The organism is Acinetobacter baretiae (genome assembly GCF_015627105.1).
In the GTDB taxonomy this organism is placed as follows: domain Bacteria; phylum Pseudomonadota; class Gammaproteobacteria; order Pseudomonadales; family Moraxellaceae; genus Acinetobacter; species Acinetobacter baretiae.
The window spans coordinates 1-25,132 of record NZ_VTDM01000010.1; the positions used below are offsets into that span (position 1 = coordinate 1).

Genomic DNA, 25,132 nt, shown 5'->3' on the forward strand with positions numbered 1-25,132 from the left:
TCGTATTCGTTTGAAGTATTGATTCTGTTTTAGAAATTTCAAATAAGTGGATTCAAATTTTATAAAAAAATCATCAATGGTACAGAATAAAGCAGTAATATCAGTCATGAGGATTAGAGTGGTAAGTCGTGTCTAGTAACTCAACTTATGGCTCTAATCCTTGGCTTTTTCAAATAAATCCTTAAACAGGATTCGGGTTGTTTAATCATTCATATCTTTTAGCCATAAAAATATTTATATTGCATTGACTTGCTGTTACGAGTACTTATTTTTTAGTGAAATCACTTTGTTTGTAATGCAAGATCGTTAGGAAAAATTGCTCATTTAGATAAGTAGATCTCAAATATAAACCTATTTGTATGTATTGCCTAAGATTCGGGCTATTTGGTATTTTATAGCGCAAAGCAGAGAGTATTCACCAAAAAATCGTGAATAACGTAAAGTAGATGCCCCATAGACATATTTTATATGGCAGAAATAATTGAGGTTAAAATAAAAACTTAAACAAAATCTAGGTTATTTGCAATTTTTACTACGTTTAAGTCGGCATTGGTGGAATTACAGGTTTTTTGACGTGGTGGTTGGGTTTTGTTATCGAATAATTTTGTGATCAAATGCAGTGTAACGGGTATTTTTTTGTTACACTCAAAACACAATGGTTTTTAGCATTTCTTGATGATGAAAAAAGATATATTTTTTAATGGCATGCGCTCTGTTGCTCGTGTAAGTGAAACGGCCATCATCGCAGCACGTGCAGGCGTAAAATATGGTTTAAAAAAGCCGACACCTGCAAAGCTTATGCGAGAAACATTTGAAGACCTTGGTGCAACTTATATTAAGCTTGGTCAGTTTATTGCAAGTACACCATCATTGTTTCCAAGAGAGTTTGTTGAGGAATTTCAAGGATGTTTAGATCAAACTCCTAAGCTTCCATTTAGTTATATTGAAGGTGTGCTCAAGCAAGAGTTTCCTCAGCGTCCTATTGAAGATATTTTTGCTTATATCGAAGAAGTACCATTAGCATCTGCTTCGATTGCACAAGTACATGCCGCACGTTTGGTTACGGGTGAAGATGTTGTTATTAAAGTACAAAAGCCACATGTTGAAAACACACTATATACAGATTTAAGTGTGTTACATTGGTCTGCAAAATTATTAGAAAAATTTGTACCTAAAGTTAAATTTGCCTCGATTGCAGATATTGTCGAAGAAATAAAAACCCGAATGGTCAGGGAGGTCGATTTTATTGAAGAAGCAAATAATCTCAATGATTTTATCCACTATTTACAAGAAAGCCGTATTCAAGATGTTGTTGCACCAAAAGTATATTTACAGCACTCTACACGCCGTGTGTTGACGATGCAGAGATTGTATGGTGTATCACTCACGGACTTTAATTTAGTTAAAAAATATAGTAAAGATCCCTCACAAGTTTTAATTACCACCATGAACACATGGTTTGGAAGTTTAACTGCATGTAAAAGCTTTCATGCAGATTTGCATGCAGGCAATGTGATGTTGTTAGAAGATGGTCGAATAGGTTTTATTGATTTTGGAATTGTAGGACAGCTTGCGCCACAAGTTTGGTCAGCATCTCTTGCATTTATGGATGCGTTGCAACACACCAACTACATTTCTATGGCTGAAAGTATGTTGCATATGGGCATGACCAAACAAAAGGTAGATACCACGTTGCTTGCTCAAGACATTGAGCGATTATTTACAGATGTGATGCTTGCCGATCCACAAGAAATTCTATCGAGTAATCCTGCAGATTTGAACCATATGATTTTAGATATAGTTGCTGTTGGCGAACGTCATGGCATTCGTTTTCCACGAGATTTTGCTTTGCTCTTTAAACAAATTCTTTATTTTGATCGTTTTATGAAAACGCTTGCACCATATACAGACATCTATGCCGATCAGCGACTAAATATGCTACAGCATTCATGAGTTTATCTAAAAACTAGACCTAGAGAACATTTGTGGACACAATTTTAATAGAAGGCTTACATGTTAAAACCGTTGTTGGCTGTTTTGCATGGGAACGAGAGATTGAACAACCATTATTGTTAGACTTGATTGTCAGTTATAACTTATCTGTTGCAAGTCAGTCAGATGATTTAAATGATACGATTAGTTATGCAGAGATTTGTGATCTGAGCCGTGAAGTTATTCAAAAAGCACAACCGAAGCTAATCGAGCATGCTGCTTATTTGGTAATGAAGAGCTTGTTTGCAACGTTTGAAGGCATAACATGTATTCACATTACGATTCGTAAACCTGCAATTATTCCTGAGGCACAAGCTGTGGGAATTTGTTTAGAGCGAAAACGCCATGATTTTTGCCCTCGCACTCGCCAGTAATTTAAATGCAGATCGGCATTTAAATTGGGCTTTACAACAATTAAAACAGCACGGTCAACTCCTTGCGATCTCTTCTGCATATGAAATGCAATGTAGAGATGGTGTTGGAGCAGACTACTTGAATTCGGCCTGCGTATTTGAATCCTGTCATTTAGATCAAAAAACAGTATCAATATTGATCAAAAGCCTTGAAGAAAAAACAGGGAGAGTTCGACCGTCACATCAAATTTCTTTAGATATTGATTTAATTGCGTGGAAAGACACTCATGCACAACCGTGGCAATTTAACCTGCAGAAAATGCCTTTTGCATTAGATGTTAAAGTGCCACTGTCTGAAATTTTACCCATCAAGGAATTTTATGTGAATCATCAGTACGATTATAAAAAACGAAGGTATGAAGAAACTTATGAGTAAAATGATACATCTTTTAAATATAGTAACTGATTTTAGTAACGAGCTTTGAAACCACACTCATACTGACTTGAACAGATTTAGGTAAATCCACACCACCTGCTTCAAGTGCAGTATCGCGATGTTGTAGTTCGTCTTCGTTCATTTGTACTAAAATTTGACGAGAGCGTTGATCATTTTTTGGTAATTGCTCAAGGTGCTCTTCTAAATGTAAGCTCACTTGACGTTCAGTTTCTGCAACAAACCCTAAACTATATTTGTCACCTGCAGCCCCTGCAATCGCACCCATAGCAAAAGACACACCATACCAAAGCGGATTAAGTAAGCTAGGGATACTTTCTAGCTCTTTTAAACGTTCCTCGCACCATGCCAAATGGTCTTGTTCTTCTATCGCTGCATGTTCCATTTCCCGACGTACATTCGGAAGCTTTGCTGTAAGTGCTTGTCCATGATACAGCGCTTGAGCACACACTTCACCACTGTGGTTAACGCGCATTAACCCTGCAACATGACGTGCTTCATGTATCGATAATTTAGACTCAGCATCTTGTGCTGGGTTAGTTCGATGTGCGGTGGTCGCACCGGGAACTAAACTACGTACCGCTTGATCTAGTGATTGAATACAACGGTCAATGGTTGAATAATGACGCATAAATTAATCCTCTACAGTCATAGATTTTTGTATAAGTAAAGGCTGTATTCTACGAATGAGCCAAAAGCAAAAGAATGCACTAAAAATAGCAGTAATACAAAACAAAATCGTCATGTCTATCTTGAGTAGACTTAAAATAATCATTGAAAACAAAGCAGAAGCCACCATAAAAATGGCATTGAAAATGTTATTTGCAGCAACAACACGAGCACGATGCGAGCGAGGAGAGTATGCTTGCATTAGGGCATAGAGTGGAACAATATAAAATCCTCCACTAACTCCTAACAAAATAATGGCAAGCATGACATGGTAGTACATTTGACCTTGCGTAAATATATCTGTGAGCCCTATAACAGTGGCCGATTTTGGCGTGAAATGTAAAGCAATTGATAAATAAAATGCAAATACTGTCAATCCAATTGCACCAATAGGTACCATTTTAAAATTAACTTCAGTGCCTGCAATTTTTTTACACAATAAAGATCCGACACCAATCCCCACTGAAAAGAGGGTTAACAATAAGCTCACTACATTTTCTGAGGCATTTAAATATTGATGCGTTAATTCAGGAATTTGAGTTAAATATGATGCTCCATAAAACCAATACCACGAATTTCCTAATAAAATCAGATAAATAATTGGAATGTTTTTAGCATATTGAATGGTTTGTACACTAGTGCGTAAAAAGTTCCAATCTATTTTAAGCGATGAATCGTTAATGGGTTGAGTCTCAATAAAACGACTAGCTAAATAGCCTAAGCAAGCAATAAGAACAACTTCAATGCATACCCAAACAAGGTTACCACCAGAAAAAGAAATAATTGCTCCACCTAAAATCATACCAAATAAAATAGCCAAAGAGGTTCCTGTTTGAAAAAGAGCATTACCTGACATTAATTCATGTGGTTTTAAAATTTCAGGTAAGATGGCATATTTGATGGGACCAAAAAAAGTAGAATGTACGCCCATAAGAAAAAGCGCAAACAACAATAGACTAATGTGTCCAAACAAGAAACCACAAGAGCCAATAAGCATAATAATAATTTCAAGAATTTTAATTGAGCGAACTAGTTTAGCTCGTTCAAATTTATCAGCCATTTGACCGGCTGTGGCAGAAAAAATGAAATAAGGCAATATGAATAAAAGTGCAGCTAAGTTATTTAAAAAACTAATATTGTTACCACTATGTTGGATCAAACCATAAGTGATGACCAAAAGTAATGACTGTTTATAGACATTATCATTCAATGCACCAAAAAATTGGGTTAAAAACATGGGTAAAAATCGTTTTGATGTAATTAAAGATGATTTTTCTTCCATAATGAGGGGTGCTCAAAAAAGTCACATAATAATTGATAACAGATTATCTCACGAACAAAATCATGTATGATATAAAAAACATTGATCTGTATACAGCTTTGTTGTGCAATCACAAAGACAGATATCATTTTGACAATAAAAACGGGTTGTTGTGCGCTATGCGTTTAAAAACACATTTTAAAAAATTGCGACTTGTTCAGCATGTCCACTCCATATTAAGAATAGATGATAAACCCCATTTAATATGTATTGCTTTGTTGACCAGTTGTACGGTCAGTTCAGCATCTGCCCAAGACACTTCGCCTGCATTAGAACAGTCTAAGTTACAAACACCGATAACGACAGCTCAGCAAAACAATATTGCACCAATGAGTGGCAACACAGACAGTATGCAACTGTTACAACAGCAACAACAAAACCCAACATTGACAGATTTTAAACCTATAAGTTTAAGTGAATTGGATCAATTGCCTGCGGTTACTGTTGACCCCACGATGGCACAGCAGATTTTAAGTGAAGCTGCGCAAGCCAAACAGCAGGCTGAAAACAACAGACAGCAAGGTGTTGCAGTCAATAGCCAAATGTCTTCACAAACCATGCAAACACTTACGGAAACAACGTCACAACCCGTACAAGTTAATCAAATTATTAATAACATTCAAAGTGCGCATGATCAAGATTTAGCACAAGCACGTGCCAATGATGCAGACTCACAAGCAAAAAGAGGGGCTATTTTTAATGACACAACTTTTGAAATTGAGCCACAGCAACCACCCGAAAAAAATGTATTTAAGCGTTGGTTTAATCGTTTAAAACCAGGGCAAAATGATGGATTTGTCATTCCTAAGATTACTGCAGAGGTAGAAGGCGCACCGCCACTTTTAGCAACCAATATTAAAAATAAGCTGTCTACATTTACACAAGAGGCTTTCGAGGACGAAAGTACAGCGCTACCACAGCTTCGAGCACAGGTACAACAAGCCGCTCAAGCAGTTGGTTATTATGATGCTAAATTTAAATTTCAACGAGTGAGCAATAAAGTTGTAAAAGTGATTGTTGAACCGAATCAACCGGTTCTAGTAGACACTCAAAACATTGATTTTTTTGGTGCAGGTAAAAATCTTGCTCAATTTCAAGTAATACGATTATTGCCTGATTTAGAAGTTGGAGATATCCTGAACCAAGGTAAGTACGAGAAAACCAAATTACGTATTACTGATGTGGCATCAGACAATGGTTTTTTTGATGCATACTGGAAATTACATGACCTGAAAATAAAACTCCCCGAAAATAAAGCAGATATTAATTTGCGGTACGATACAGGAGAGCGTTATAAATTAGGCGATGTTGAGTTTCGTATGAGTGACTCAAAAAAATCGATTCCTTTAAGAATGAGTGTATTAAAAAGCATGGTGCCATGGAAAAGTGGAGATGATTATGCATTTTGGCGTGTGAATACCTTAGCCAATAATTTGACCAATAGTCGTTATTTTAATTGGAGTTTGGTTGAAACAGTGAAGCCTGATCCGATTTCTAAACCGCAAGAATTACCACCAGATATACAAGCTTTGGTTGATGAACAGAAAATCACGCAAACGCAAGCTCAAAATAGCTTACAAGATACAACCACAGAAGAAATTGATAATAAAAAAACCAACACAGACGAAGTTGTCAAAAAACAAACTGTTGCAGATGAAAAAGGCTTTGCAGGTGCTCAAGAGCGTTCAGATCAAACGGTTCAAGCAGATACGCAACAACAAGTCGACGATACTAATGAACAAAAAGCACGTGTCAGACAAACCAAAACAGTACCTGTTATTGTCACTATTAATGCCGACAAGCTAAATAGTGCAGAGGTTGGTATAGGGTATGGTACAGATACAGGGGTTCGTTTGCGTACACAATATCGTCGTGCCATTGTGAACAGTTATGGGCATTCTTTTGATGCCAATATGGAAGTGTCACAAATTCGACAAGCCATAGATACTCACTATACGATTCCGTATAAACACCCGATTAATGATTATTTTAATCTCGTTAGTGGTTACGAGCGTGAAGAATTTTCGGGGGTTGGCCCCGGTATGAGTCTTACCACGGAAACTGCGATTGCAGGTGCAGAACGAGTTATACGTAATCCATTTGGTGGATGGCAACACACCTTTGGTTTTCGATATCGTTTAGATAAAATACATCAAATTGGTGATGTGAATGAATTAAATGTGCCGAGTGCATTTTTACGTCCGGGTTCAAGTCCAACTCAACAAGCTTTGCTTTTGGGTTATCAAATTTCACGAACAGATAGCAATGACCCACTTAACCCTGTTAAAGGCTTTAAGCAAAGTTACAAATTACAACTGGGCTCTAAATCGGTGATCTCTGATGCCAATATGGCCATATTAAGCACAGATTGGGCAGGTATTTATTCTTTAGGTGAAAATTACAACCATCAATTTATTGGTAGCGCACATTTAGCTTACATTTTTACCGATGACTTTGACCATGTTCCATATAATCTGAGATTTTTTGCAGGGGGGGATCAAAGTTTAAGAGGTTTCGATTATAAGAGTCTTTCTCCTGAAGTGGGTGGGTACAAAATTGGTGGTCAAGCATTGGCCGTAGGCTCACTAGAATATAATTACCAATTTAAAGAGGGTTGGAGAGCCGCCACATTTACTGATTTTGGTAATGCGTATAATAAAGATTTCAGTAATCCAATTGCTTATAGTGTAGGCGTGGGTATACGTTGGAAATCACCGATTGGTCCAATTCGTTTAGATATCGCATCGGGTATATCTGATCCAGGCCATCCAATTCGACTACATTTCTTTATTGGTTCACAACTTTGATTTTGGGATAACTTGTGCAATGACAATGCCTGAAGATACTAAAAAACAACAACATATTTCACCACAGCGCAGTTGGTTAAAACGCATACTTTGGTCGGTTTTAGGCACATTTATTGTTTTATTTTTTGCCTTGGCTGTCATGTTTTCCACAGATAAAGGAAGTCAGTTTTTACTCGACCGAGTCTTGAAAAATCAAAGTATGATGACCTATGAGTACGATAGCGGTAGTTTTTTATCAGGACTCATTCTTAAAAGTCTTAATATTCATTTGACTGATTTAGATGTCAACATGAAGCATGTTAACGTGGTGATTGGTTGGCGAGCCATTTTAAATAAAGAAGTTCATTTTTATAAAGCCAATATACAACAACTCCAAATTGTTAATCATAAACCGCCAACCAATACACCATTTGATTTTGCTGTGATTAATATGCCAGTCACCTTGCGTTTAGATCATGCCAGTGTTGATCGACTAGAATTAAAAACGACAACATCTAGTACTGAAATCAAAAATATTATTTTAAATAATACGTTATGGCAAAATACACAGCTCAGTTTTAGAAATACATCACTTAGTATTGCTGATCAAGTTTTTGTGAAAAAAGCCAAAGGTCAAATGGATTTTCAGCAAAAATATCCTCTACATGTAACAGCACAAGTTGATTTGCCGTCATTGCATGCGATAAACATCAAAGATATTTTTGTTGATGCCAGAGGCACTTTAGATGCATTGGCTACAGGGTTTGCCGTCAGTACACCTGACTTACTTACAGGTCGGATGTTATTGCATCCTGTACGAGATAATGTGCCTATGCAAGGGCAACTGAATTTCAATCAATACCATTGGCCGATTGCACCTGAACAAAAACTTTTTACGTCATCAGGTATTGCACGTTTACACGGTTCAGCATCAGAAATGAACGTGGATTTGAGCACGGATCTACAGGGTACAGATGTCCCAAAAGGACAATATAGAAGTCAACTCAATGTAGATTATTTACATCAGCTCAATATTAAACAATTTACAGGTCAATTAATGGGTGGCTCACTCGATTTAAATGGTACTTTAAATTGGGATAAAGCCCTTGCATGGAATGTTAAAGGACAAATTAAAGATTTAAAAGCGACTGAAAAATCGATTCCACAGCAGATACAGCCATATCTACCACCTATTATGAATGGCAAACTTGGTGCAACAGGCTCACTAGAACAAGGATTGCATTTAAATGCATTTGTTGATTTAGACAAATATGAAAAGATAAAAGTTCAACTCGATCAGGGGGTATCAAAAGATCCAAAATTATCAGCGCCATTAAATGTGATGCTTCATTGGAACAATATGAATCGCCAATTTCCGTCTATAGGCTGGTTAAATAGTCCGCAAGGTGAAGCCAATGTTCGCCTTTTAAATCAAGATGTTGAACTCTCTGCTTCTGCACAGGTATTGCAACATGCACAGTCTATGTTACCTGAAGGACAATACCAAACCAAAGCAACCTTAAAAAATAACCATGTTGATGTCAGTGAACTCAAATTTGTGACGCCACAAGGTGGGTTAACAGGTCACGCTCAATTAGATGTACCAACAGAAAAACAGCAATTAAAATGGGCTGCACAATTGGTGGCGAAAAACTTTAATCCGCAAACCGTATCTGTCAGTGCGCCTATTGATGTGTTAAATGGTGAAATACATGCAAACGGTTATGCAAAAAATAATGATCAATTTATTCAACTTGACCGTATAGATTTAACAGGAAAACTCGCACAGCAAAAAGAAACCGTACATTTAACGGGGCAAAGTACGACAGCTGTATTAATGCATGATGAAAAACAAGGCGGTGGTTTAAAAGGTTACGGTGTTGTATACGATGGTAAGTTACAATCGAGTCAATACCAAAGTGCAGATGGCTTGTTGAGTTTTAAAATCTCAGGTACACCGAATAGCGTTGAAATTAATCGTTTTCAACATGATGGTGTTGCAGGAAAAATACTTGCAAACGGTAAAGTGAACTTTGCTCAAGGCATTGCTTGGGATATGAATGCGTCTTTAATTCGCTTTAAACCACAATATTTTTCATCGGCTATTCGTGGTGAAGTATCAGGTGTCGTGAATACAACAGGTGTTTGGGTAGATAAAGCACAGCGAATCAGTATTAATGATTTGAATTTAGCAGGCACAATTAATAATCAGGTTTTACGTGGTAAAGGTAAACTCAACCTTGTGATGAACACTAAAGATAAAACATTGATTCCAAAACAATTTGAAGCCAATGATTTATTTTTAGCTTATGCAGGTAACCAAGCACAAGTCACAGGCAATGCGCAAAAATTACAATTAAAACTCAATGCACCCTATTTAAATCGAATTTATACAGGCCTAAGAGGACGTGCTTATGGGGTGGTCGATATGCAAACAGAGCCAACTCTACAAGCAATCGCAAATATAAATATCGATCGTTTTGGTTTTGGTGATCAACTTAATATTGAAAAAATTCGTGTACGTGGTGAATTACCAACGTCTGAAACAACACCAACCAAATTACAAGCAGAAATTGACCAATTAAACTACGGTCAACGCCAAATACAATATGGTGCAGTAACGATTTCAGGTACACCTAAAGCACATGTAGTGAGTGTGCAAGGGTGGAATAAATATTCCAAATTATACGTGCAATTGAATGGTGGGTTTAATCAAAATCATGACTGGCTTGGGCAAATCCAACAAGGTAATTTTGACTCATTAAGAGCATCGCTTAAGCAACAACAAAATGCCAATGTCGTGTATAAATCAGCAAATCAAAGTTTATATGTAAGTGAACACTGTTGGGCAAGTAATCAAAGTCAACTTTGTTTTGATCAGCCTGTGGAAGCAAGCCCTCAAAAAGGGAATATCTCCTTTATTGCAAATCGTCTTAATTTAAGTGATTTTGCTGCGTTTATGCCAGATGGTTTAGCGATGACAGGTGAAGTAAATGGTTATGCCAAAGCCAATTGGGAAAAAGGAAAATCTCCGCATTTAGATGCAAAAATTATGGCACAAAATGGCCGTATTGGTATGACATCAGATGATCCTGATGATGGTGCAACCACGACCAGTTATCAACAAATGAGCTTACTTGCACGAAGTGTTGCAGAAGGGTTGCAGTTAAGATTTGATGTAAAAACACAAAATATTGGTAATGGATATGCAAGTGTAATTATCGATCCATATAAAGACCAGTTGCCTATGCAAGGTGAAGCTGCATTTTCACAGGTTGATCTACAGTTCTTAAAACCATTTATACCTGACGCACGCCGTATAGGTGGTACGTTAGACTTTGCAGCTAAAATTAATGGAACAGTCAGCAAACCTTTAATTACAGGAGATTTACGCTTAAAAGATGGACTGATTAGCATGATCTCTACACCTGTAAATTTAAATAATATCCAAATGTATTCAGCAATACGCCAAGATCAAGCCACAATTATGGGTATCTTTAACAGTGGTCCTGGTCTTGGTAAAATAGATGGGCAAGTCTCATGGCGTGATGAACCTTATGTCAAATTGAAGTTGCAAGGTGAAAACTTGTTGGTTAAACAGGCCCCATTAATCACTGCACTTGTTAATACAGAAATGAACGTTGATTTATATCCAAATCAACGAAGTGTGACGGTTAAAGGTAATATTACTGTGCCACGTGCGATTATTAATATGCCAGAAACTAGCCCAGATGTGATTAATGTGTCAGCAGATGCCCGTGTTGTTCGAGGCGGTGAAGATCTAACAGCAATTTTAAAAGCTGCTAAACCGTGGAATGTTCAAGCAGATATTGATTTCTCTTTGGGTGATCGTGTGATCTTTCAAGGCTTTAATAGCCGTATTCCACTCACTGGCAGACTATACTTATCACAACGTGGCTTGGAAACAGCCATGAGTGCCAATGGTGCGATTGGCATTAGTCAAAAAGTAAAAATTGAATCTTACGGACAAACCCTTGATTTAAATCGTGCGATTGCTCGATTCAATGGTCCGTTAGCCAACCCAACCTTAGATATTGATACAACGAAAAAAATATCTAATACAACACTTGGTGTGCGTATTACAGGTACAGCATCTACGCCAAATATTCAAATATATAACGACGGTGGTTTGTCTGAACAAGAAGCACTTAATGCATTATTAACAGGACGGATTAATCAAGGAAGTAGTAGCTTAAGTCAAACAGAAGGTTTTAAATCAGATGTTAATAATACTCTTGCTGCTGCAGGTCTTAGTTTAGGTCTAGGTGGAACACGCGCATTTACCAATCAATTAGGCCATGCTTTTGGTTTAAGTGGGCTAGCTCTAGATGCACAAGGCACAGGTGATGATACACAAGTGAGTGTTACAGGGTATATTACTCCAGATTTATATTTAAGATATGGTATGGGTGTATTTACAGCAGTAAATAAATTAACCTTAAGATATCAAATGAACAAACGTCTGTACTTAGAGGCGAGTGAATCTGTCGAGCGAGCTGTAGATGTATTTTACAATTGGCGGTTTTAATGAACACCTTACAACAGTAAAGTGTGATCTATTGGAGTGGTGATGAAAAAAGTGTTTTTGTTTGGCTTAGTTGCTTTGAGTCTTGTAGGTTGTGGTCAAAAAAAAGTAATGACCGATAAAGAAGCTTGGGAAGGATTTTGTAAATCTGCAAAAGGTGCAGCATTTAACATTATGACAGATCGCCAGCAAGATATTACCAAAGATGCTGCATTAGAACATGTTAAAAAAGTTGAACAAGTCCATGCACAAAAGTATTTGACGGGATTAATTGAAGAAGCGTATCAAATTCCGATTTATGCGCAAATGCAGCAAAAAGAACAGGCCATGGATGATTTTTCAAAAAATCGTTATGAGCAGTGCTTAACTCAAACCCCATAATCATTCAAAAGGCCATCAATATTGATGGCTTTTTTATAGTTGATCATATGCTTTGTCACAAAAGAGTGACATTTTTATGCACATCATAGCTTGTTTGATGATCAATAAAAAACTATTATTTTAAGCATACTTTAAGTCTATGCAGTTGATTAGCTAACGTATTTAAAAACTAAAAACAGAGTTGTTTTACATTGTCAGGTAGAGTATGAAACCATTAAGTAAATTATTTGTTGCACTAAGTTTATCTATACCACTTTTAAGTGGTACAACATCGTTTGCGGAGAATAACAGTATGGTTCAACAAGGACAAAAATTCTTAGTGGGTACGTGGACTGGACTACCAGAAGGTTCTAAAGTATCAGCACACATCGCTAGTGAAGGGATTTATACAGTACAATTAAATCAAGATGGTAGCTTGCTTCCAATTAGTGAATTACAAGTTGACCATCCATCTTGGATCACATTTTCGAAAAATCATCGTTTTGCTTATGTCACCAATGAAATGGAGAAAGGCCGAGTCACTGCACTTGCAGTTGAGGCAAATGGCAAACTGAAAAAATTAAATGATGTAAGTAGTTTAGGTGACCATCCAACTCACTCTACTTTGTCACCCGATGGTAAGTTTCTTTTAGTGGCTAACTATTCTGTTGCCCCTAAAAACTCAGGTGTTGTTGTGTTAGCTATCCTTGCAAATGGTGAGCTAGGTGAGGCAGTACAAAATATTCCATATCTTGATGGTAGTAATGTGGTTGCTGGGCGTCAAACATCGGGTCATGCGCATTCTGTGACGTTCTCACCTGATGGAAAAACACTGTATGCAGCAGATTTAGGTGCAGATTTGGTGAAAGCATATGACTATCACCCAACTAAAAAATCACCACTACAAGCGAATACCTCTAAAGATTTAACGTTCCCTAAAGGAAGCGGTCCTAGACATCTTGTTTTTTCTGAAAATGGTAAATATGCATATGTAACGACTGAAATGTCTGCAGAAGTGACCGTTTTTGAAGAAAAAAATAATAAGCTCCATGAGGTTCAACGAGTTCAACTGTCTGAAACTGGGCACGAGTCTCATAAAAGTGCATCAGGTCTTGCATTTTCACCAGACCAGCAGTTCTTGTATGTAGGTAACCGCAAAGAGATCAATGAAATTGTGGCTTATAAAGTTGACTTAAATACAGGACGTTTATCATTGGTTGGACGCTATGCAAGTAGTGGCCTAGAGCCTAGAGCATTTTCAATTGATCCATCTGGAAATTATTTAATCGTTTCAAATGTTAACTCTCATACAGTGAGTGAATTCAAACGAAATAAAACCACAGGTGCACTCACACCAACACGTATTGCATTGCAAATTGGACAACCGACTGATATCAAATTTATCCCTTAATGGTCTTAAACGATCGATGAATTCATCGATCATTTAAGGCTGTATTGGAATAAAACATCAGTAAATTCACAGTGAGTGATAAAGGGGCATCTTTATATAGTGTGCCCCTTTATTTATGCATGCTGTGCAATAAAAGTATCAATCTCTGTGCGCCAAGGGATGGACGGTTGTGCACCTTGGCGTGTGACAGAAATTGCTGCAGCTGCATTGGCAAATTGAGCAGCTTGAGCAGGTGTTTTATTTTCTAATAAAGCAGTTACAAATGCACCATTAAAGGTGTCTCCAGCGGCAATTGTGTCAATAGCATTGACATTAAAGCCTTGAATTAATTGGCCTTGATTTTTTTCACTGAGCCATACACCGCGTGATCCCATAGTAATAACCACTGTTTTAATACCTTTATGATGTAAGATATTGGCAGCCTCTGCGGCATCACTTTCATGATCAATAGTTTTACCTGTGAGGCTGAACGCTTCGGTTTCGTTCGGGGTAATAATATCAACCAATTTGAGTAAATCTTCTGGTAGCTCACGTGCAGGTGCAGGATTCAAAACCACGCGAACGCCTGCGTGTTGGGCAATTGTACATGCTTCAATAATACTCTCAATTGGTGTTTCAAGTTGAACCAAAAGTAAATCTGCAGAAGCAATGAGTGATTGTTGTGTTTGTACATACTCTTTAGAAAGTTTTGCATTTGCACCCGAAGCAATACCAATACAATTTTCCGCCAAGGCATTCACAAAAATCAACGCAACACCTGTGGTTTCATTGTCTATACACGCGACAGCTTGAGTATTAATTTGATCTTTATTCAATTGTGCTTTGATAGATCGCCCCATGTCATCGTGTCCTACACAGGCAATAAAATGTGTATTTGCACCACTACGGCTTGCAGCAACCGCTTGATTTGCCCCTTTGCCACCAAATGCAACTTGATATGATTCACCGTGTAAGGTTTGCCCAGGGTGGGGAAAGTGTTCTAATCTAAGAATATGGTCAGCATTAATACTACCAAGCACAACGAGCTTTTTTTTTAAGTGAGTAGTCATACATTGCCTGATTTGAGTTCATTTGTGGTGAATGATACCTTTTTTCAAGGTGTTCTTCACTGTTTGATATTGATCTGTTTTTATTTTTATTTTGGAATGACGTATAAATGAACGACACTATACCATCTGCTTTAAATCCGTGTAAAAGCTGAACGAGTAAAAACAGATTGGATAAAAAGGGTCGATATTTTTTTGATAATTTGATAAATTGTGTTCGCTTAAGAAGCAATTAAAATCAAGTGTTCGTTCAAAACACTTGATTTTAATTGCTTCTTTTTTGTATGTGTTTTGCTAAAGGCTTGGCTTAATTATTGCTTTGATAAAAGTATCTGATGTTCGGTCAAGATAAAATGTTGACATTACATACACATTGTTTAATTTAAATATTGTAGCATAACTGTTGCTTTGGGCTTGAATATGAGCCAATACAGGGGGCTATGTTACGGAGAAAAATATGTCTGAATACCGTGGCTTAATTGGAATATTGGTTTTACTGCTGATTGGTTATATATTTTCAAATAATAAGCGCCTGATTAAATTGCGTACTATTTTACCTGCACTAGGATTACAGTTTGCGTTAGGAATTTTAATTTTATATGTTCCTATGGGAAAATATTTATTTGAAAAATTAGCGGTGGGTTTTAATAAAGTCATCAGTTATGCAGATGCGGGCAGTAGTTTTCTATTTGGTGCATTGGTTGGCCCACAAATGAATACGGTATTTAATGGGGCGGGATTTATTTTTGCATTTAAAGTTCTTCCAACCATTGTATTTGTCACTGCTTTAATTTCGATTTTGTACTACCTCAAAATTATGGGTTTTCTTATTAAATTATTGGGTGGTGCATTTCAAAAAATATTAAGTATTAGTAAAGTTGAATCGTTTGCTGCTGTCACAACAATTTTTATTGGGCAAAATGAATTGCCTGCAGCACTGCGTCCATTTTTATTAAAAATGAATAAAAATGAGCTATTTACAGTCATGTGTAGTGGTATGGCAGCAGTATCTGGGTCTGTGCTTGTAGGCTATGCAGGTATGGGGGTTCCATTAGAGTATTTGCTTGCAGCATCACTGATGGCTATACCTGGCGGTATTTTGTTTGCTCGTTTACTTAGCCCCGCTACAGAAAAAACACAAGTTGAAATCAAAGAATTAACGTTTGGTCACCAAAAACCTGCCAATATTATTGAAGCTGCTGCAAGTGGTTCTATGCTTGGCTTAAAAATAGCAGCTGGCGTAGGAACAGTTGTGATGGTTTTTGTGGGTTTATTGGCTTTACTCAATGGGATTGTTGGTGGGCTAGGTGGACTCGTTGGATTTAATGATTTATCAATTAATTCTATTTTTGGTTATGTTTTATCACCATTGGCTTATTTAATGGGAGTGGATTGGAACGATGCATCACTTGCAGGGTCATTACTTGGTCAAAAATTGGCAATCAATGAGTTTGTTGCTTATCTTGGTTTGGCACCTCATTTAGCAGATCAAACCATTTCACCTCATGCAGCAGCAATTATTTCGTTTGGCTTATGTGGTTTTGCAAACTTTAGTTCGATTGGTATTGTGGTCGGTGCATTTAGTGTAGTTGAACCAAGTTTAAGCCCTGTTTTATCTAAGCTTGCATTTCGTGCACTATTGGCTGCTACGTTATCAAATTTAATGAGTGCTACAATCGCGGGGCTTTGCCTGTCATTTGCACTATAAATAAATATTTTGTTGGGCATGGCAGATACAGTCAAATGACGTTGAATATCTGCCACTTGCAAAAGGAGTGAAAGATGTATATTGCTACTGTTGATTATCAATCAGAAGACGCTGCTCAAAAATTTGCCCAGTCTTTGCGAGAGAGTGGTTTTGCAGTATTGGTGAACCATCCTTTAGATTGGTCACAAATACAGTCAATTTATGATGAATGGCTTGATTTTTTTCGTTCAGAAGATAAAAAAAACTATCTTGTTTCACCGCATAAAAAGGGTGGTTTATTTTCTACGGCGCTGTCTGAAACCGCCAAAGGTGAAACTCAAAAAGACCCTAAAGAATTTTTTCATATTTTTAAAACAGGTATTTACCCTACAGAACTTTCTGATAATGCATTAACATATTATGAACATGCACATGTGTTAGCAAAACAACTGTTGACTTGGATTCAACAAGAATCCCCTGTAGATATTCAAAAGTTTTATAGTGAACCTTTACCACAGATGATTGAAGGTTCAGAAAGTTTATTGCGTATTTTACGTTATACCCCTATTGCTTCAACCCAAGACTATGTAAGAGCCGCTGCACATGAAGATATTAATTTAATCACAATTTTACCTGCTGCAACAGCCAAAGGGTTACAAGTAAAAAATAAAAAAGGGGAGTGGCTAGATATTCCTGTAGAACCAAACTCTTTAATTATTAATATTGGTGATATGTTACAAGAGGCATCACAAAATTATTATCCTTCAACCACACATCGTGTGATTAAACATAAAAACGATGTAGAGCTAGAGCGAATTTCTATGCCTTTCTTTCTACAACCAAGACCTGACGTGGTATTGTCTCATAGATATACTGCTGGTCAGTATCATACAGAGCGCATGCAAGAACTGAAAGTTGTACAAAACGGAAAAGTTTTGGTTTAAACAACTCACGCTATTTAAAGTTTAATAAAGATCAAAGAAAGGTGTTTTAATGTCATTTCAGCCACAAAAAATTATTATTGATACAGATCCAGGTCAAGATGACGGCGTGGCTATTTTATTGGCACTCGCAAGTCCTGAACTTGAAATTTTGGCATTGACAACTGTTGCTGGCAATGTTCCATTAGCATTGACACAGCGCAACGCACGTATGATTTGTGAGCTAGCGAAACGTACAGAGATTAAGGTTTTTTCAGGGAGTGATAAACCCTTAAAAAAACCATTGGTGACTGCTGAAAATGTACATGGAAAAACAGGTTTAGATGGTATCGAGTTACCAGAACCCACCATGCCACTACAAGCGCAACACGCAGTTGATTATTTGATTGAAACATTTCGTTCAGAGCCTGAAAAAAGTATTACATTATGTACGTTAGGGCCGATGACGAATATTGCGCATGCATTAATTAAAGCCCCCGACATTGCATCACGCATTAAAAACATTGTACTGATGGGCGGTGGTTTTTTTGAAGGTGGTAATATCACACCATCTGCTGAATTTAATATGTTTGTTGACCCAGATGCGGCTAAAATTGTATTTGGTGCAGGCATTGATTTGACGGTTATTCCACTTGATGTAACGCACCAAGCCATGACCAATGCCCAGTGGATTAAAGATCTTCGCGGTATGAATACGGCTGTTGGCGAAGCAGTTGCATCTTGGACAGATTTTTTTGAACGTTATGATAAAGAAAAATATGGCTCAGAAGGCGCACCTTTACACGATCCATGTGTTATTGGGTATTTACTCAAACCAAAGTTGTTTTCTGGGCGTAAAATTAATGTTGAAATTGAAGCAGATAGCCCACTTACAGCAGGTGCAACGGTTGCAGATTGGTGGCATGTGACCAATCGAGAGGCAAATGCTTACTTTTTAAATCATATCGATCGTGATGGTTTTTTTGATTTGCTCACTGAACGTTTAGCACGGCATTCATAATCATTGTATTTAATACACACTCAGACAGGCAATATGATTTGATCATGGACGTTGAGAAAACATATTGTCTGATTTATATGATATTCGGCACACTAGGTTCAATGGTTTCAATCGCATCACTTAAACCAATAAATTGTTTTTCAATGGGTGTAAATTGATGTTCGCTTCGGGCAATCAAATACAAACCAATGTTTCGATACTGTGCTGGCGCTTCGCGGTAATATTGAATATTAAACTTGGAAATTAAAGATTGAGCAATCATTGAAATACCCATACCAAGCTGAGTGAACTGTATTAAGGCATCGTGATCGTAAATCTGCGTCATTTCACCTTTTTTAATGCCATAATCTGCGTATATACGCTCTAACGCCGTTGCATAACAACAGGCCTCAGAGGCAAGTAAAATATTTTGCCGATCAAGACAATCTTCTAAACGCTGATGATTCATGAGGTTTTTGCCAATAATAACCAATTGATCTGTCGATTTATGAATGTATTGTAGATTTTTTTGTGAAGGATACCCTAAGACATAAGCAATATCTAAGTGCCCTGCTAAGACTTCATTTTCAATATCATGCGTTGAGCCTGTTTTAATTCTGACAGAAAGATCTGGATATGCCGCATACAGTTGTTGAAAAGGTGAATAAAAACGCATACTGCCCATACTGGTATTGGTGCCGAAACGTAGGCAATGGGCATGTTGGTAAATTTGATTTTCTGTTTCCTCCCAAGTAAACATCATCTTTTTATATTGTTTGTATAAGCTGATTCCTGATTCAGTTAAATCAACTCCTTTTGATTTTCGAATAAAAAGTTGTTTCTTATAGTGGTTTTCAATTTTTTTTATTTTGGCCGTCATATTAGATTGTAAATAATTCAGTTTATGTGCAGCAGCAGTCATACTTTTTAATTCAGCAACCGTAATAAAAGCTTTAATGTCACTGATGTCAATATTCATTATAGGTATGCTCCTGTCTATAGCCATAATATATATTTCATTTTTAAGCAGGCATCAAAGAAAATGATGTATACATTAAAACATAGCATTATTCATGATGTTATTTATTTTTTAAACTGATATAAATTTATAAACACTGAGTGCAGGCAATGAATATACGAGTGATGGGGGCGATTGCGCTTTTATGTATGGTTTGGGGGTCACTTTGGGGGTTGGTGAAACACAGTTTGCATATTTTTCCACCTTTTTTATTTATTTCAATTCGTTTGATTTTAGCAGGACTAACATTAATGGTGGTTCAATGGGTATTGCAAAAACCTATTTTACCTACACGTCATGAATTACCGCGTTTAGTGACTCTCAGCGCTTTAGTTTGTTTTGGTTTTTATGCAACACAAACATTTGCAATGCAATTTGTTGATTCTGGTTTATCTGCAGTGTTGGTATTTACGATGCCGATTTTTATTGCTGTTTTAGCACATTTTATTTTAAATGAGCGTTTAAGTCGTCAAAAAATCTTTGGGTTGATGTTTGGTACGTTGGGGTTAATTGCCATTCTTTGGCCACAACTCCACCATCTTGCATTGAATATGTCATTGATTGGGCAGGTATTGTTAATTATTTCAGGATTATTTTGGGCGATATCAACGGTTTATATTAAAAAGAATTTTTTAACATACGATAAAATTAAACTTACAATTTGGCAGTTTTTGATCGGTGGTACAATCATGTTGGGCTGTGCTTGTGTGTTTGAACCGATTGAGTGGCGAGTTTGGTTGTCTCCTTCACATGATTATGCCTTGTTTTATATTGCTATTGTTGGAACAGGCTTTGCATTTGCTTTATGGAATTGGATTGTGAGTCAAGTCGATACCTTTGTTGCATCTATTTCTATTATGTGTATTCCCATTCTTAGTTTATTTTTTGGCGCTGTAATTTGGCATGAAGCACTCACTAAAAATATTATTTTTGGTGCAATATGTATATTTGTAGGAATTATCATGAGCTCGTTTAAAACAAAGACAAAAAGTCCACGATTAAAACCCATATAATCTTCTAAAAAGATGGATGTGGTGGTATTTTCTGTAGATGTATTTTTTATCAAATGCCGTGTAAAAGGTCTGAATTTGATGAATTAATGATTGTTATCTGATCTGAAGAATTCAGCATTCAAAGTACGATAGATAAGTCTTTTGCATGGTTTAAAAGGCTCTGAAGCGTTGTTGTTGCACCACCACAAACAATCACTAATACATTTGATGATGGCATAAAATGGATTTTCTTTTGATAAAGAACAGACAGCCCTGCGCCACATGCAGGTTCAACCAATGTTCTATGATCATCTAAAAATTCAAAGCATGCCAATAAAGCGTCTGTATCTGAAACAGTGAGTCCTATAATATTTTCTTGTTGTGAAAGATCAAAAGCACGTTTGCACACTTTTTTTGCTGCAAGTGTGGTGGCAATACCTGTAACTTCGTCCAATTGAATATGCTGTTTTTTTTGCATTGCGGTATTTAGTGATGCTGTACCTAGCGTTTCAATGGCATAAATAGGGATGTCAAGATTATTGATTTTTAGCCCTTGAACCATTCCTGACAGTAAACTACCACCACCTACAGATAGAACAACTGCATCTGGTCTAACGCCTTCAGCAATCACTTCAGTCACGATGTCTGAAATACCTTCCCATAAATAGGGGTCATCAAAAGGATGAATATAGACATGCTTTGGGCTGACATAAGATAAAGCCAATGCATTGGCTTCAAGCCATGAGTCACCATGAACAATCACTTCAGCATGGTCTTGTCTCATGATTTCAATGGCAGTTTGAGATGTTGTCTTAGGTACAACAATCATTACTGGAATATTTAATTGCTGACCGATATGTGCAACTGAAATTCCAGCATTACCACCAGATGAACTAATAAATTTTTCTGCGCCTTGTTGTGCGTATTGTTTGCATGCATGACCAATACTTCTTTCTTTAAAAGATCCTGTGGTCTGTGCAGATTCCATTTTAAGCCAAATATGACAATGATTTAATTCGCTGAGTTTTTTTGATCGAATAAGAGGGGTGTTCATATTTTTGGCTCAACGAGGGGATCGTGTTGTAAATAGGCAATTGAGTTTAAAGTCATTCATTTTGTTGTTGCAATAATGATGATATGACGTGTTTTTTATAGATGATACTATATAAGAAAATAACATATTTTGTGTGCTAAATATTGCATTGGCAAAATTTTATTCCTCTTTGTTTGACGTAAAAAGTATGATTTTTTGTATCTAGACTACCGCTTTTTCATTTTTACGTTATAATCAAAACTCAATGTAAATATACGTGCAAGCACATGCACCGATTCAAATGGAGTATTTAACATGCAATGGACTAAACCTGCATACACTGATTTACGTATTGGCTTTGAAGTAACGATGTATTTTGAACACCGTTAATTTTCAACCAAGTATATATAAGCCCTAGATTCTCTGGGGCTTATGTTTTTAAAGCAGTGGTGAATTATGTATATTTATGTTTTAGGCTCAGCCGCAGGTGGTGGTTTTCCACAGTGGAATTGTAACTGTGAAAATTGTGCAGGTGTTCGTCAAGGCACACTCAACGCCAAAGTCAGAACTCAGTCATCGATTGCAGTCTCTGCAAATGGTATTGATTGGGTACTTTTTAATGCGTCACCAGATATTCGTCAACAATTATTTGATTTTAAAGCAGCACAACCTGCTCGTGCATTAAGGGATACCGGCATACATAGTGTTGTGCTTATGGACAGTCAAGTTGACCATACCACAGGATTATTGACACTCAGAGAAGGTTGTCCGATCAATGTGTGGTGTACCAAGATGGTTCATCAAGACCTCAGCACAGGTTTTCCATTGTTTAATATGCTCAAGCATTGGAATGGTGGTTTACAGCATCAAGAGATCGACCCAACACAATCATTCTCTATCCCAGATATTACAGATCTTGAATTTATACCACTGATTATACGCAGTGCAGCACCGCCGTATTCACCGCATCGACATGATCCACATGATGGCGACAACATTGCCATGATCGTCAAAGACCATCGTACACAAAAACAACTGTTTTACGCACCAGGATTAGGAAAAATTGACGATCAGATCATGGATATTATGGCTGAATCTGACTGTGTGATGATTGATGGTACGCTATGGTGTGATGATGAAATGCAACATCGTGGCGTTGGTACAAAAACTGGTCAAGAGATGGGGCATTTATATATACATGGTGAAGGTGGCTCGTTGTCTTATTTAGATCAACTGCAAAAACCACGTAAAGTATATATACATATTAATAATACGAACCCTATTTTGGATGAAGACTCTACAGCGTCTGCAATATTAAAAGCACATCATGTCGAAGTTGCATTTGATGGTATGCATATTGAATTGTAGTCGTCATAAGGATAGATGATGAGCAATACAACACACGCAATGACCCCTGAAGAATTTAAAGCCAAAATTATGGCAAAAGGGCAGTACTATCATATCTATCATCCATTTCATGTGATGATGTATGAGGGCAAAGCAACTCAACAACAATTGCAAGCATGGGTGGCCAATCGTTACTATTATCAAATTAATATTCCACTGAAAGACGCAGCCATTATGGCCAACTGTCCAGACCAACGTGTCCGTCAGTCTTGGATTCAACGCATGATTGATCAAGATGGTGAATACCCAGATGGTGGAGGGCGTGAAGCATGGTTGCGTTTGGCCGAGGCTGTTGGCTTAACACGTGAGCAAGTGATTTCTGAAGAACTCGTATTACCTGCGGTACGCTTTGCAGTTGATGCTTATGTTAATTTTGCACGTAGAACCACATGGAAAGAAGCAGCAAGTAGTTCATTGACTGAATTATTTGCACCACAAATTCATCAATCTCGCTTAGATTCATGGCCAACGCATTATCCTTGGATCAGTGAACAAGGCTATGATTATTTTCGCTCTAGACTCAGTCAAGCTCGCCGTGATGTAGAGCATGGTTTGACCATTACGTTAGATTCATTTACCACGTTAGAGTCGCAACAGCGGATGTTAGAAATTTTACAGTTTAAACTCGACATACTGTGGTCTATACTTGACGCGTTGACACTAGCGTATGTACATCAACAACCTCCATATCACAGCGTGACGGATCAAGCTGTATGGCATAAAGGATTATTTAAATGAAGCAATTTGACACCACGATTGTTCCTGTATGGCAAAGAGGCTATCGTTTTCAGTATGAGCCCTCTCAACAGGCATATATTATTTTATACCCTGAAGGTATGATTAAGCTCAATGAAACAGCCTCTGCGATTGCACAACATATAGATGGACAGCATTCTGTGGCAGAGATTATTACACTGTTAAAACAGCAGTTTGGGGACATTGCAGACATTGATGCAGATGTCGTAGATTATATGTGTGTTGCTCAAAAAGAAAACTGGATTAAACTGTCTCATGGCTGAAGTTGGTTTACCCTTATGGTTGCTTGCCGAGTTAACCTACCGTTGCCCATTACAATGCCCTTATTGCTCTAATCCGTTAGAGTTTGCATCTATGCAAAATGAACTCACCACAGAGCAGTGGTTTGATGTGTTTAAAGATGCCAGGCAGATGGGTGCGGTACAGCTTGGATTTTCAGGGGGCGAACCTTTGGTACGCCAAGATTTACCACAACTGATTCAATATGCCCATGATTTGGGGTTTTATACCAACCTAATTACTTCGGGTTTAGGGCTCAATGAAGAAAAAATAGCACAATTTCAGCATGCAGGCTTAGATCATATTCAAGTGAGTTTTCAAGCGAGCGATCCTGTCATTAATGATATGTTGGCAGGCTCAAAAAAAGCATTTGAGAAGAAAAAAGATATTGCTAAGTTGGTTAAAAAATATGAGTATCCTATGGTACTTAATTTTGTTATTCATCGGCATAATATCGATCAAATTGAAGACATTATTCAACTGTGTATTGAGCTTGAAGCAGACACTGTTGAGCTTGCCATTTGTCAGTTTTATGGTTGGGCTTATTTGAACCGTCAAGGTTTATTACCAACAAAAGCCCAACTTGAGCGAGCAGAGCGTATTACCAATGAATATCGTGCCAAACTTAAAGCAGCAAATAACCCGTGTAAGCTGATTTTTGTGGTGCCCGATTATTACGAAGAACGTCCCAAAGCATGTATGAATGGTTGGGGGAGTATTTTTCTGACCATTACACCTGATGGTACGGCTTTGCCTTGCCATGCAGCACGACAGCTTCCTATGCACTTTCCAAACGTGAAAGACCAGCCTTTGTCTGACATTTGGTATAAATCTACAGGGTTTAATCATTTTAGAGGGTACGATTGGATGCCAGAACCTTGTCGGAGTTGTTCTGAAAAGACAAAAGACTTTGGTGGTTGTCGTTGTCAAGCGTTTATGCTCACAGGGAATGCAGCCAATACAGACCCTGTATGCTCTAAGTCTGAACATCATCATATGATTGTACAGGCCCGTAAAGACAGTGAAACACAATTGGCTTTATCTGAGCTGACCTTTAGAAATAAAAAGAATTCTAAAATGATTTTAGTGTCTAAAGGTTAAA

At 37.3% G+C, this 25,132-nt stretch carries 21 protein-coding genes and 1 pseudogene; 16 read left to right on the top strand and 6 right to left on the bottom strand.

The window, feature by feature from the left end; translation table 11 throughout:
- Positions 1-108, bottom strand: a pseudogene (locus I2F17_RS05050) (IS982 family transposase); the annotation flags it as partial.
- A 570-nt stretch (positions 109-678) separates the two neighbouring features.
- On the opposite strand from I2F17_RS05050, the gene I2F17_RS05055 reads away from it, so the two are divergent.
- The 3 genes from I2F17_RS05055 to I2F17_RS05065 are packed head-to-tail and all read left to right on the top strand — an operon-like array spanning position 679 to position 2,781.
- Positions 679-1,953 (top strand): ABC1 kinase family protein, encoded by a 1,275-nt coding sequence (locus tag I2F17_RS05055; protein ID WP_211139244.1) that lies wholly within the window; start codon positions 679-681, stop codon positions 1,951-1,953.
- Positions 1,954-1,985: 32 nt separating this feature from the next.
- The gene (gene folB, locus I2F17_RS05060; protein ID WP_211139245.1) at positions 1,986-2,366 is read left to right on the top strand and encodes a dihydroneopterin aldolase; all 381 of its coding nucleotides are present in this window, start codon (positions 1,986-1,988) and stop codon (positions 2,364-2,366) included.
- Entirely contained in the window at positions 2,338-2,781 is a 444-nt protein-coding gene (locus I2F17_RS05065; RefSeq protein WP_211139246.1) for a 2-amino-4-hydroxy-6-hydroxymethyldihydropteridine diphosphokinase, read from the top strand. Before folB ends, I2F17_RS05065 begins: the two co-directional genes overlap by 29 nt.
- 13 nt (positions 2,782-2,794) lie before the next feature.
- Here the strand turns inward: I2F17_RS05065 and coq7 are convergent, their stop codons facing one another.
- Together coq7 and I2F17_RS05075 are read right to left on the bottom strand one after the other, a co-directional pair.
- Positions 2,795-3,430: a 2-polyprenyl-3-methyl-6-methoxy-1,4-benzoquinone monooxygenase gene (coq7, locus tag I2F17_RS05070; RefSeq protein WP_196422475.1), complete on the bottom strand. Its 636-nt coding sequence runs from the start codon at positions 3,428-3,430 to the stop codon at positions 2,795-2,797.
- Between the two features lie 3 nt (positions 3,431-3,433).
- Positions 3,434-4,753: an MFS transporter gene (locus I2F17_RS05075; protein ID WP_328705919.1), complete on the bottom strand. Its 1,320-nt coding sequence runs from the start codon at positions 4,751-4,753 to the stop codon at positions 3,434-3,436.
- Positions 4,754-4,908: 155 nt separating this feature from the next.
- Between I2F17_RS05075 and I2F17_RS05080 the strand changes: the two genes are divergently transcribed.
- The 4 genes from I2F17_RS05080 to I2F17_RS05095 all read left to right on the top strand — a co-directional run bounded on the left by I2F17_RS05080 (position 4,909) and on the right by I2F17_RS05095 (position 13,892).
- Entirely contained in the window at positions 4,909-7,596 is a 2,688-nt protein-coding gene (locus I2F17_RS05080; RefSeq protein WP_211139248.1) for an autotransporter assembly complex protein TamA, read from the top strand.
- 19 nt (positions 7,597-7,615) lie between these two features.
- Positions 7,616-12,124 (top strand): translocation/assembly module TamB domain-containing protein, encoded by a 4,509-nt coding sequence (locus I2F17_RS05085; protein WP_211139249.1) that lies wholly within the window; start codon positions 7,616-7,618, stop codon positions 12,122-12,124.
- Positions 12,125-12,166: 42 nt separating this feature from the next.
- Entirely contained in the window at positions 12,167-12,502 is a 336-nt protein-coding gene (locus tag I2F17_RS05090; protein WP_196422471.1) for a hypothetical protein, read from the top strand.
- Positions 12,503-12,707: 205 nt separating this feature from the next.
- The gene (locus I2F17_RS05095) at positions 12,708-13,892 is read left to right on the top strand and encodes a lactonase family protein (RefSeq protein WP_211139250.1); all 1,185 of its coding nucleotides are present in this window, start codon (positions 12,708-12,710) and stop codon (positions 13,890-13,892) included.
- A gap of 113 nt (positions 13,893-14,005) precedes the next feature.
- Here the strand turns inward: I2F17_RS05095 and rbsK are convergent, their stop codons facing one another.
- Positions 14,006-14,941, bottom strand: coding sequence for a ribokinase (rbsK, locus tag I2F17_RS05100; RefSeq protein ID WP_211139251.1), 936 nt, complete (start codon positions 14,939-14,941; stop codon positions 14,006-14,008).
- A 454-nt stretch (positions 14,942-15,395) separates the two neighbouring features.
- Here rbsK and I2F17_RS05105 point away from each other — a divergent pair, with 454 nt between their 5' ends.
- The 3 genes from I2F17_RS05105 to I2F17_RS05115 all read left to right on the top strand — a co-directional run bounded on the left by I2F17_RS05105 (position 15,396) and on the right by I2F17_RS05115 (position 18,566).
- A complete protein-coding gene (locus I2F17_RS05105; RefSeq protein WP_196422468.1) occupies positions 15,396-16,646 on the top strand; it encodes a NupC/NupG family nucleoside CNT transporter in 1,251 nt (416 codons plus the stop codon).
- A gap of 74 nt (positions 16,647-16,720) precedes the next feature.
- Positions 16,721-17,569 (top strand): 2OG-Fe(II) oxygenase family protein, encoded by an 849-nt coding sequence (locus I2F17_RS05110; RefSeq protein WP_211139252.1) that lies wholly within the window; start codon positions 16,721-16,723, stop codon positions 17,567-17,569.
- Positions 17,570-17,618: 49 nt separating this feature from the next.
- Positions 17,619-18,566, top strand: coding sequence for a nucleoside hydrolase (locus tag I2F17_RS05115; protein ID WP_196422466.1), 948 nt, complete (start codon positions 17,619-17,621; stop codon positions 18,564-18,566).
- A gap of 73 nt (positions 18,567-18,639) precedes the next feature.
- Here the strand turns inward: I2F17_RS05115 and I2F17_RS05120 are convergent, their stop codons facing one another.
- On the bottom strand, positions 18,640-19,524 hold the full coding sequence (locus I2F17_RS05120) for a LysR family transcriptional regulator (protein ID WP_211139253.1): 885 nt from the start codon (positions 19,522-19,524) through the stop codon (positions 18,640-18,642).
- A gap of 149 nt (positions 19,525-19,673) precedes the next feature.
- Between I2F17_RS05120 and I2F17_RS05125 the strand changes: the two genes are divergently transcribed.
- Positions 19,674-20,576 carry a DMT family transporter gene (locus I2F17_RS05125; RefSeq protein ID WP_211139254.1) on the top strand — a complete coding sequence of 301 codons (903 nt, stop codon included), beginning with the start codon at positions 19,674-19,676 and terminating at the stop codon, positions 20,574-20,576.
- 118 nt (positions 20,577-20,694) lie between these two features.
- On the opposite strand, the gene I2F17_RS05130 is transcribed toward I2F17_RS05125, so the two are convergent.
- Positions 20,695-21,609: a pyridoxal-phosphate dependent enzyme gene (locus I2F17_RS05130; RefSeq protein WP_211139255.1), complete on the bottom strand. Its 915-nt coding sequence runs from the start codon at positions 21,607-21,609 to the stop codon at positions 20,695-20,697.
- A 294-nt stretch (positions 21,610-21,903) separates the two neighbouring features.
- On the opposite strand from I2F17_RS05130, the gene pqqA reads away from it, so the two are divergent.
- From pqqA to pqqE, 5 genes are all read left to right on the top strand, one after another.
- Entirely contained in the window at positions 21,904-21,978 is a 75-nt protein-coding gene (pqqA, locus tag I2F17_RS05135; protein WP_081401732.1) for a pyrroloquinoline quinone precursor peptide PqqA, read from the top strand.
- A gap of 66 nt (positions 21,979-22,044) precedes the next feature.
- Complete coding sequence (gene pqqB, locus I2F17_RS05140; protein WP_211139256.1) at positions 22,045-22,956, top strand: pyrroloquinoline quinone biosynthesis protein PqqB; 912 nt, start codon at positions 22,045-22,047, stop codon at positions 22,954-22,956.
- An 18-nt stretch (positions 22,957-22,974) separates the two neighbouring features.
- Positions 22,975-23,733 carry a pyrroloquinoline-quinone synthase PqqC gene (gene pqqC / locus I2F17_RS05145; protein ID WP_196422461.1) on the top strand — a complete coding sequence of 253 codons (759 nt, stop codon included), beginning with the start codon at positions 22,975-22,977 and terminating at the stop codon, positions 23,731-23,733.
- On the top strand, positions 23,730-24,014 hold the full coding sequence (gene pqqD, locus I2F17_RS05150; protein WP_196422460.1) for a pyrroloquinoline quinone biosynthesis peptide chaperone PqqD: 285 nt from the start codon (positions 23,730-23,732) through the stop codon (positions 24,012-24,014). Before pqqC ends, pqqD begins: the two co-directional genes overlap by 4 nt.
- Complete coding sequence (pqqE, locus tag I2F17_RS05155; RefSeq protein WP_196422459.1) at positions 24,007-25,131, top strand: pyrroloquinoline quinone biosynthesis protein PqqE; 1,125 nt, start codon at positions 24,007-24,009, stop codon at positions 25,129-25,131. The genes pqqD and pqqE overlap by 8 nt, the downstream gene beginning before the upstream one ends.
- Position 25,132 lies beyond the last annotated feature (1 nt).

Bases quoted from the DNA above. Each gene is read 5' to 3' on its own strand.
- I2F17_RS05055 (WP_211139244.1), top strand. From the start codon at position 679: ATGAAAAAAGATATATTTTTTAATGGCATGCGCTCTGTTGCTCGTGTA.
- I2F17_RS05065 (WP_211139246.1), top strand. From the start codon at position 2,338: ATGATTTTTGCCCTCGCACTCGCCAGTAATTTAAATGCAGATCGGCAT.
- coq7 (WP_196422475.1), bottom strand. From the start codon at position 3,430: ATGCGTCATTATTCAACCATTGACCGTTGTATTCAATCACTAGATCAA.
- I2F17_RS05080 (WP_211139248.1), top strand. From the start codon at position 4,909: ATGCGTTTAAAAACACATTTTAAAAAATTGCGACTTGTTCAGCATGTC.
- I2F17_RS05085 (WP_211139249.1), top strand. From the start codon at position 7,616: ATGACAATGCCTGAAGATACTAAAAAACAACAACATATTTCACCACAG.
- I2F17_RS05090 (WP_196422471.1), top strand. From the start codon at position 12,167: ATGAAAAAAGTGTTTTTGTTTGGCTTAGTTGCTTTGAGTCTTGTAGGT.
- I2F17_RS05095 (WP_211139250.1), top strand. From the start codon at position 12,708: ATGAAACCATTAAGTAAATTATTTGTTGCACTAAGTTTATCTATACCA.
- rbsK (WP_211139251.1), bottom strand. From the start codon at position 14,941: ATGACTACTCACTTAAAAAAAAAGCTCGTTGTGCTTGGTAGTATTAAT.
- I2F17_RS05105 (WP_196422468.1), top strand. From the start codon at position 15,396: ATGTCTGAATACCGTGGCTTAATTGGAATATTGGTTTTACTGCTGATT.
- I2F17_RS05110 (WP_211139252.1), top strand. From the start codon at position 16,721: ATGTATATTGCTACTGTTGATTATCAATCAGAAGACGCTGCTCAAAAA.
- I2F17_RS05115 (WP_196422466.1), top strand. From the start codon at position 17,619: ATGTCATTTCAGCCACAAAAAATTATTATTGATACAGATCCAGGTCAA.
- I2F17_RS05120 (WP_211139253.1), bottom strand. From the start codon at position 19,524: ATGAATATTGACATCAGTGACATTAAAGCTTTTATTACGGTTGCTGAA.
- I2F17_RS05125 (WP_211139254.1), top strand. From the start codon at position 19,674: ATGAATATACGAGTGATGGGGGCGATTGCGCTTTTATGTATGGTTTGG.
- I2F17_RS05130 (WP_211139255.1), bottom strand. From the start codon at position 21,609: ATGAACACCCCTCTTATTCGATCAAAAAAACTCAGCGAATTAAATCAT.
- pqqB (WP_211139256.1), top strand. From the start codon at position 22,045: ATGTATATTTATGTTTTAGGCTCAGCCGCAGGTGGTGGTTTTCCACAG.
- pqqC (WP_196422461.1), top strand. From the start codon at position 22,975: ATGAGCAATACAACACACGCAATGACCCCTGAAGAATTTAAAGCCAAA.
- pqqD (WP_196422460.1), top strand. From the start codon at position 23,730: ATGAAGCAATTTGACACCACGATTGTTCCTGTATGGCAAAGAGGCTAT.
- pqqE (WP_196422459.1), top strand. From the start codon at position 24,007: ATGGCTGAAGTTGGTTTACCCTTATGGTTGCTTGCCGAGTTAACCTAC.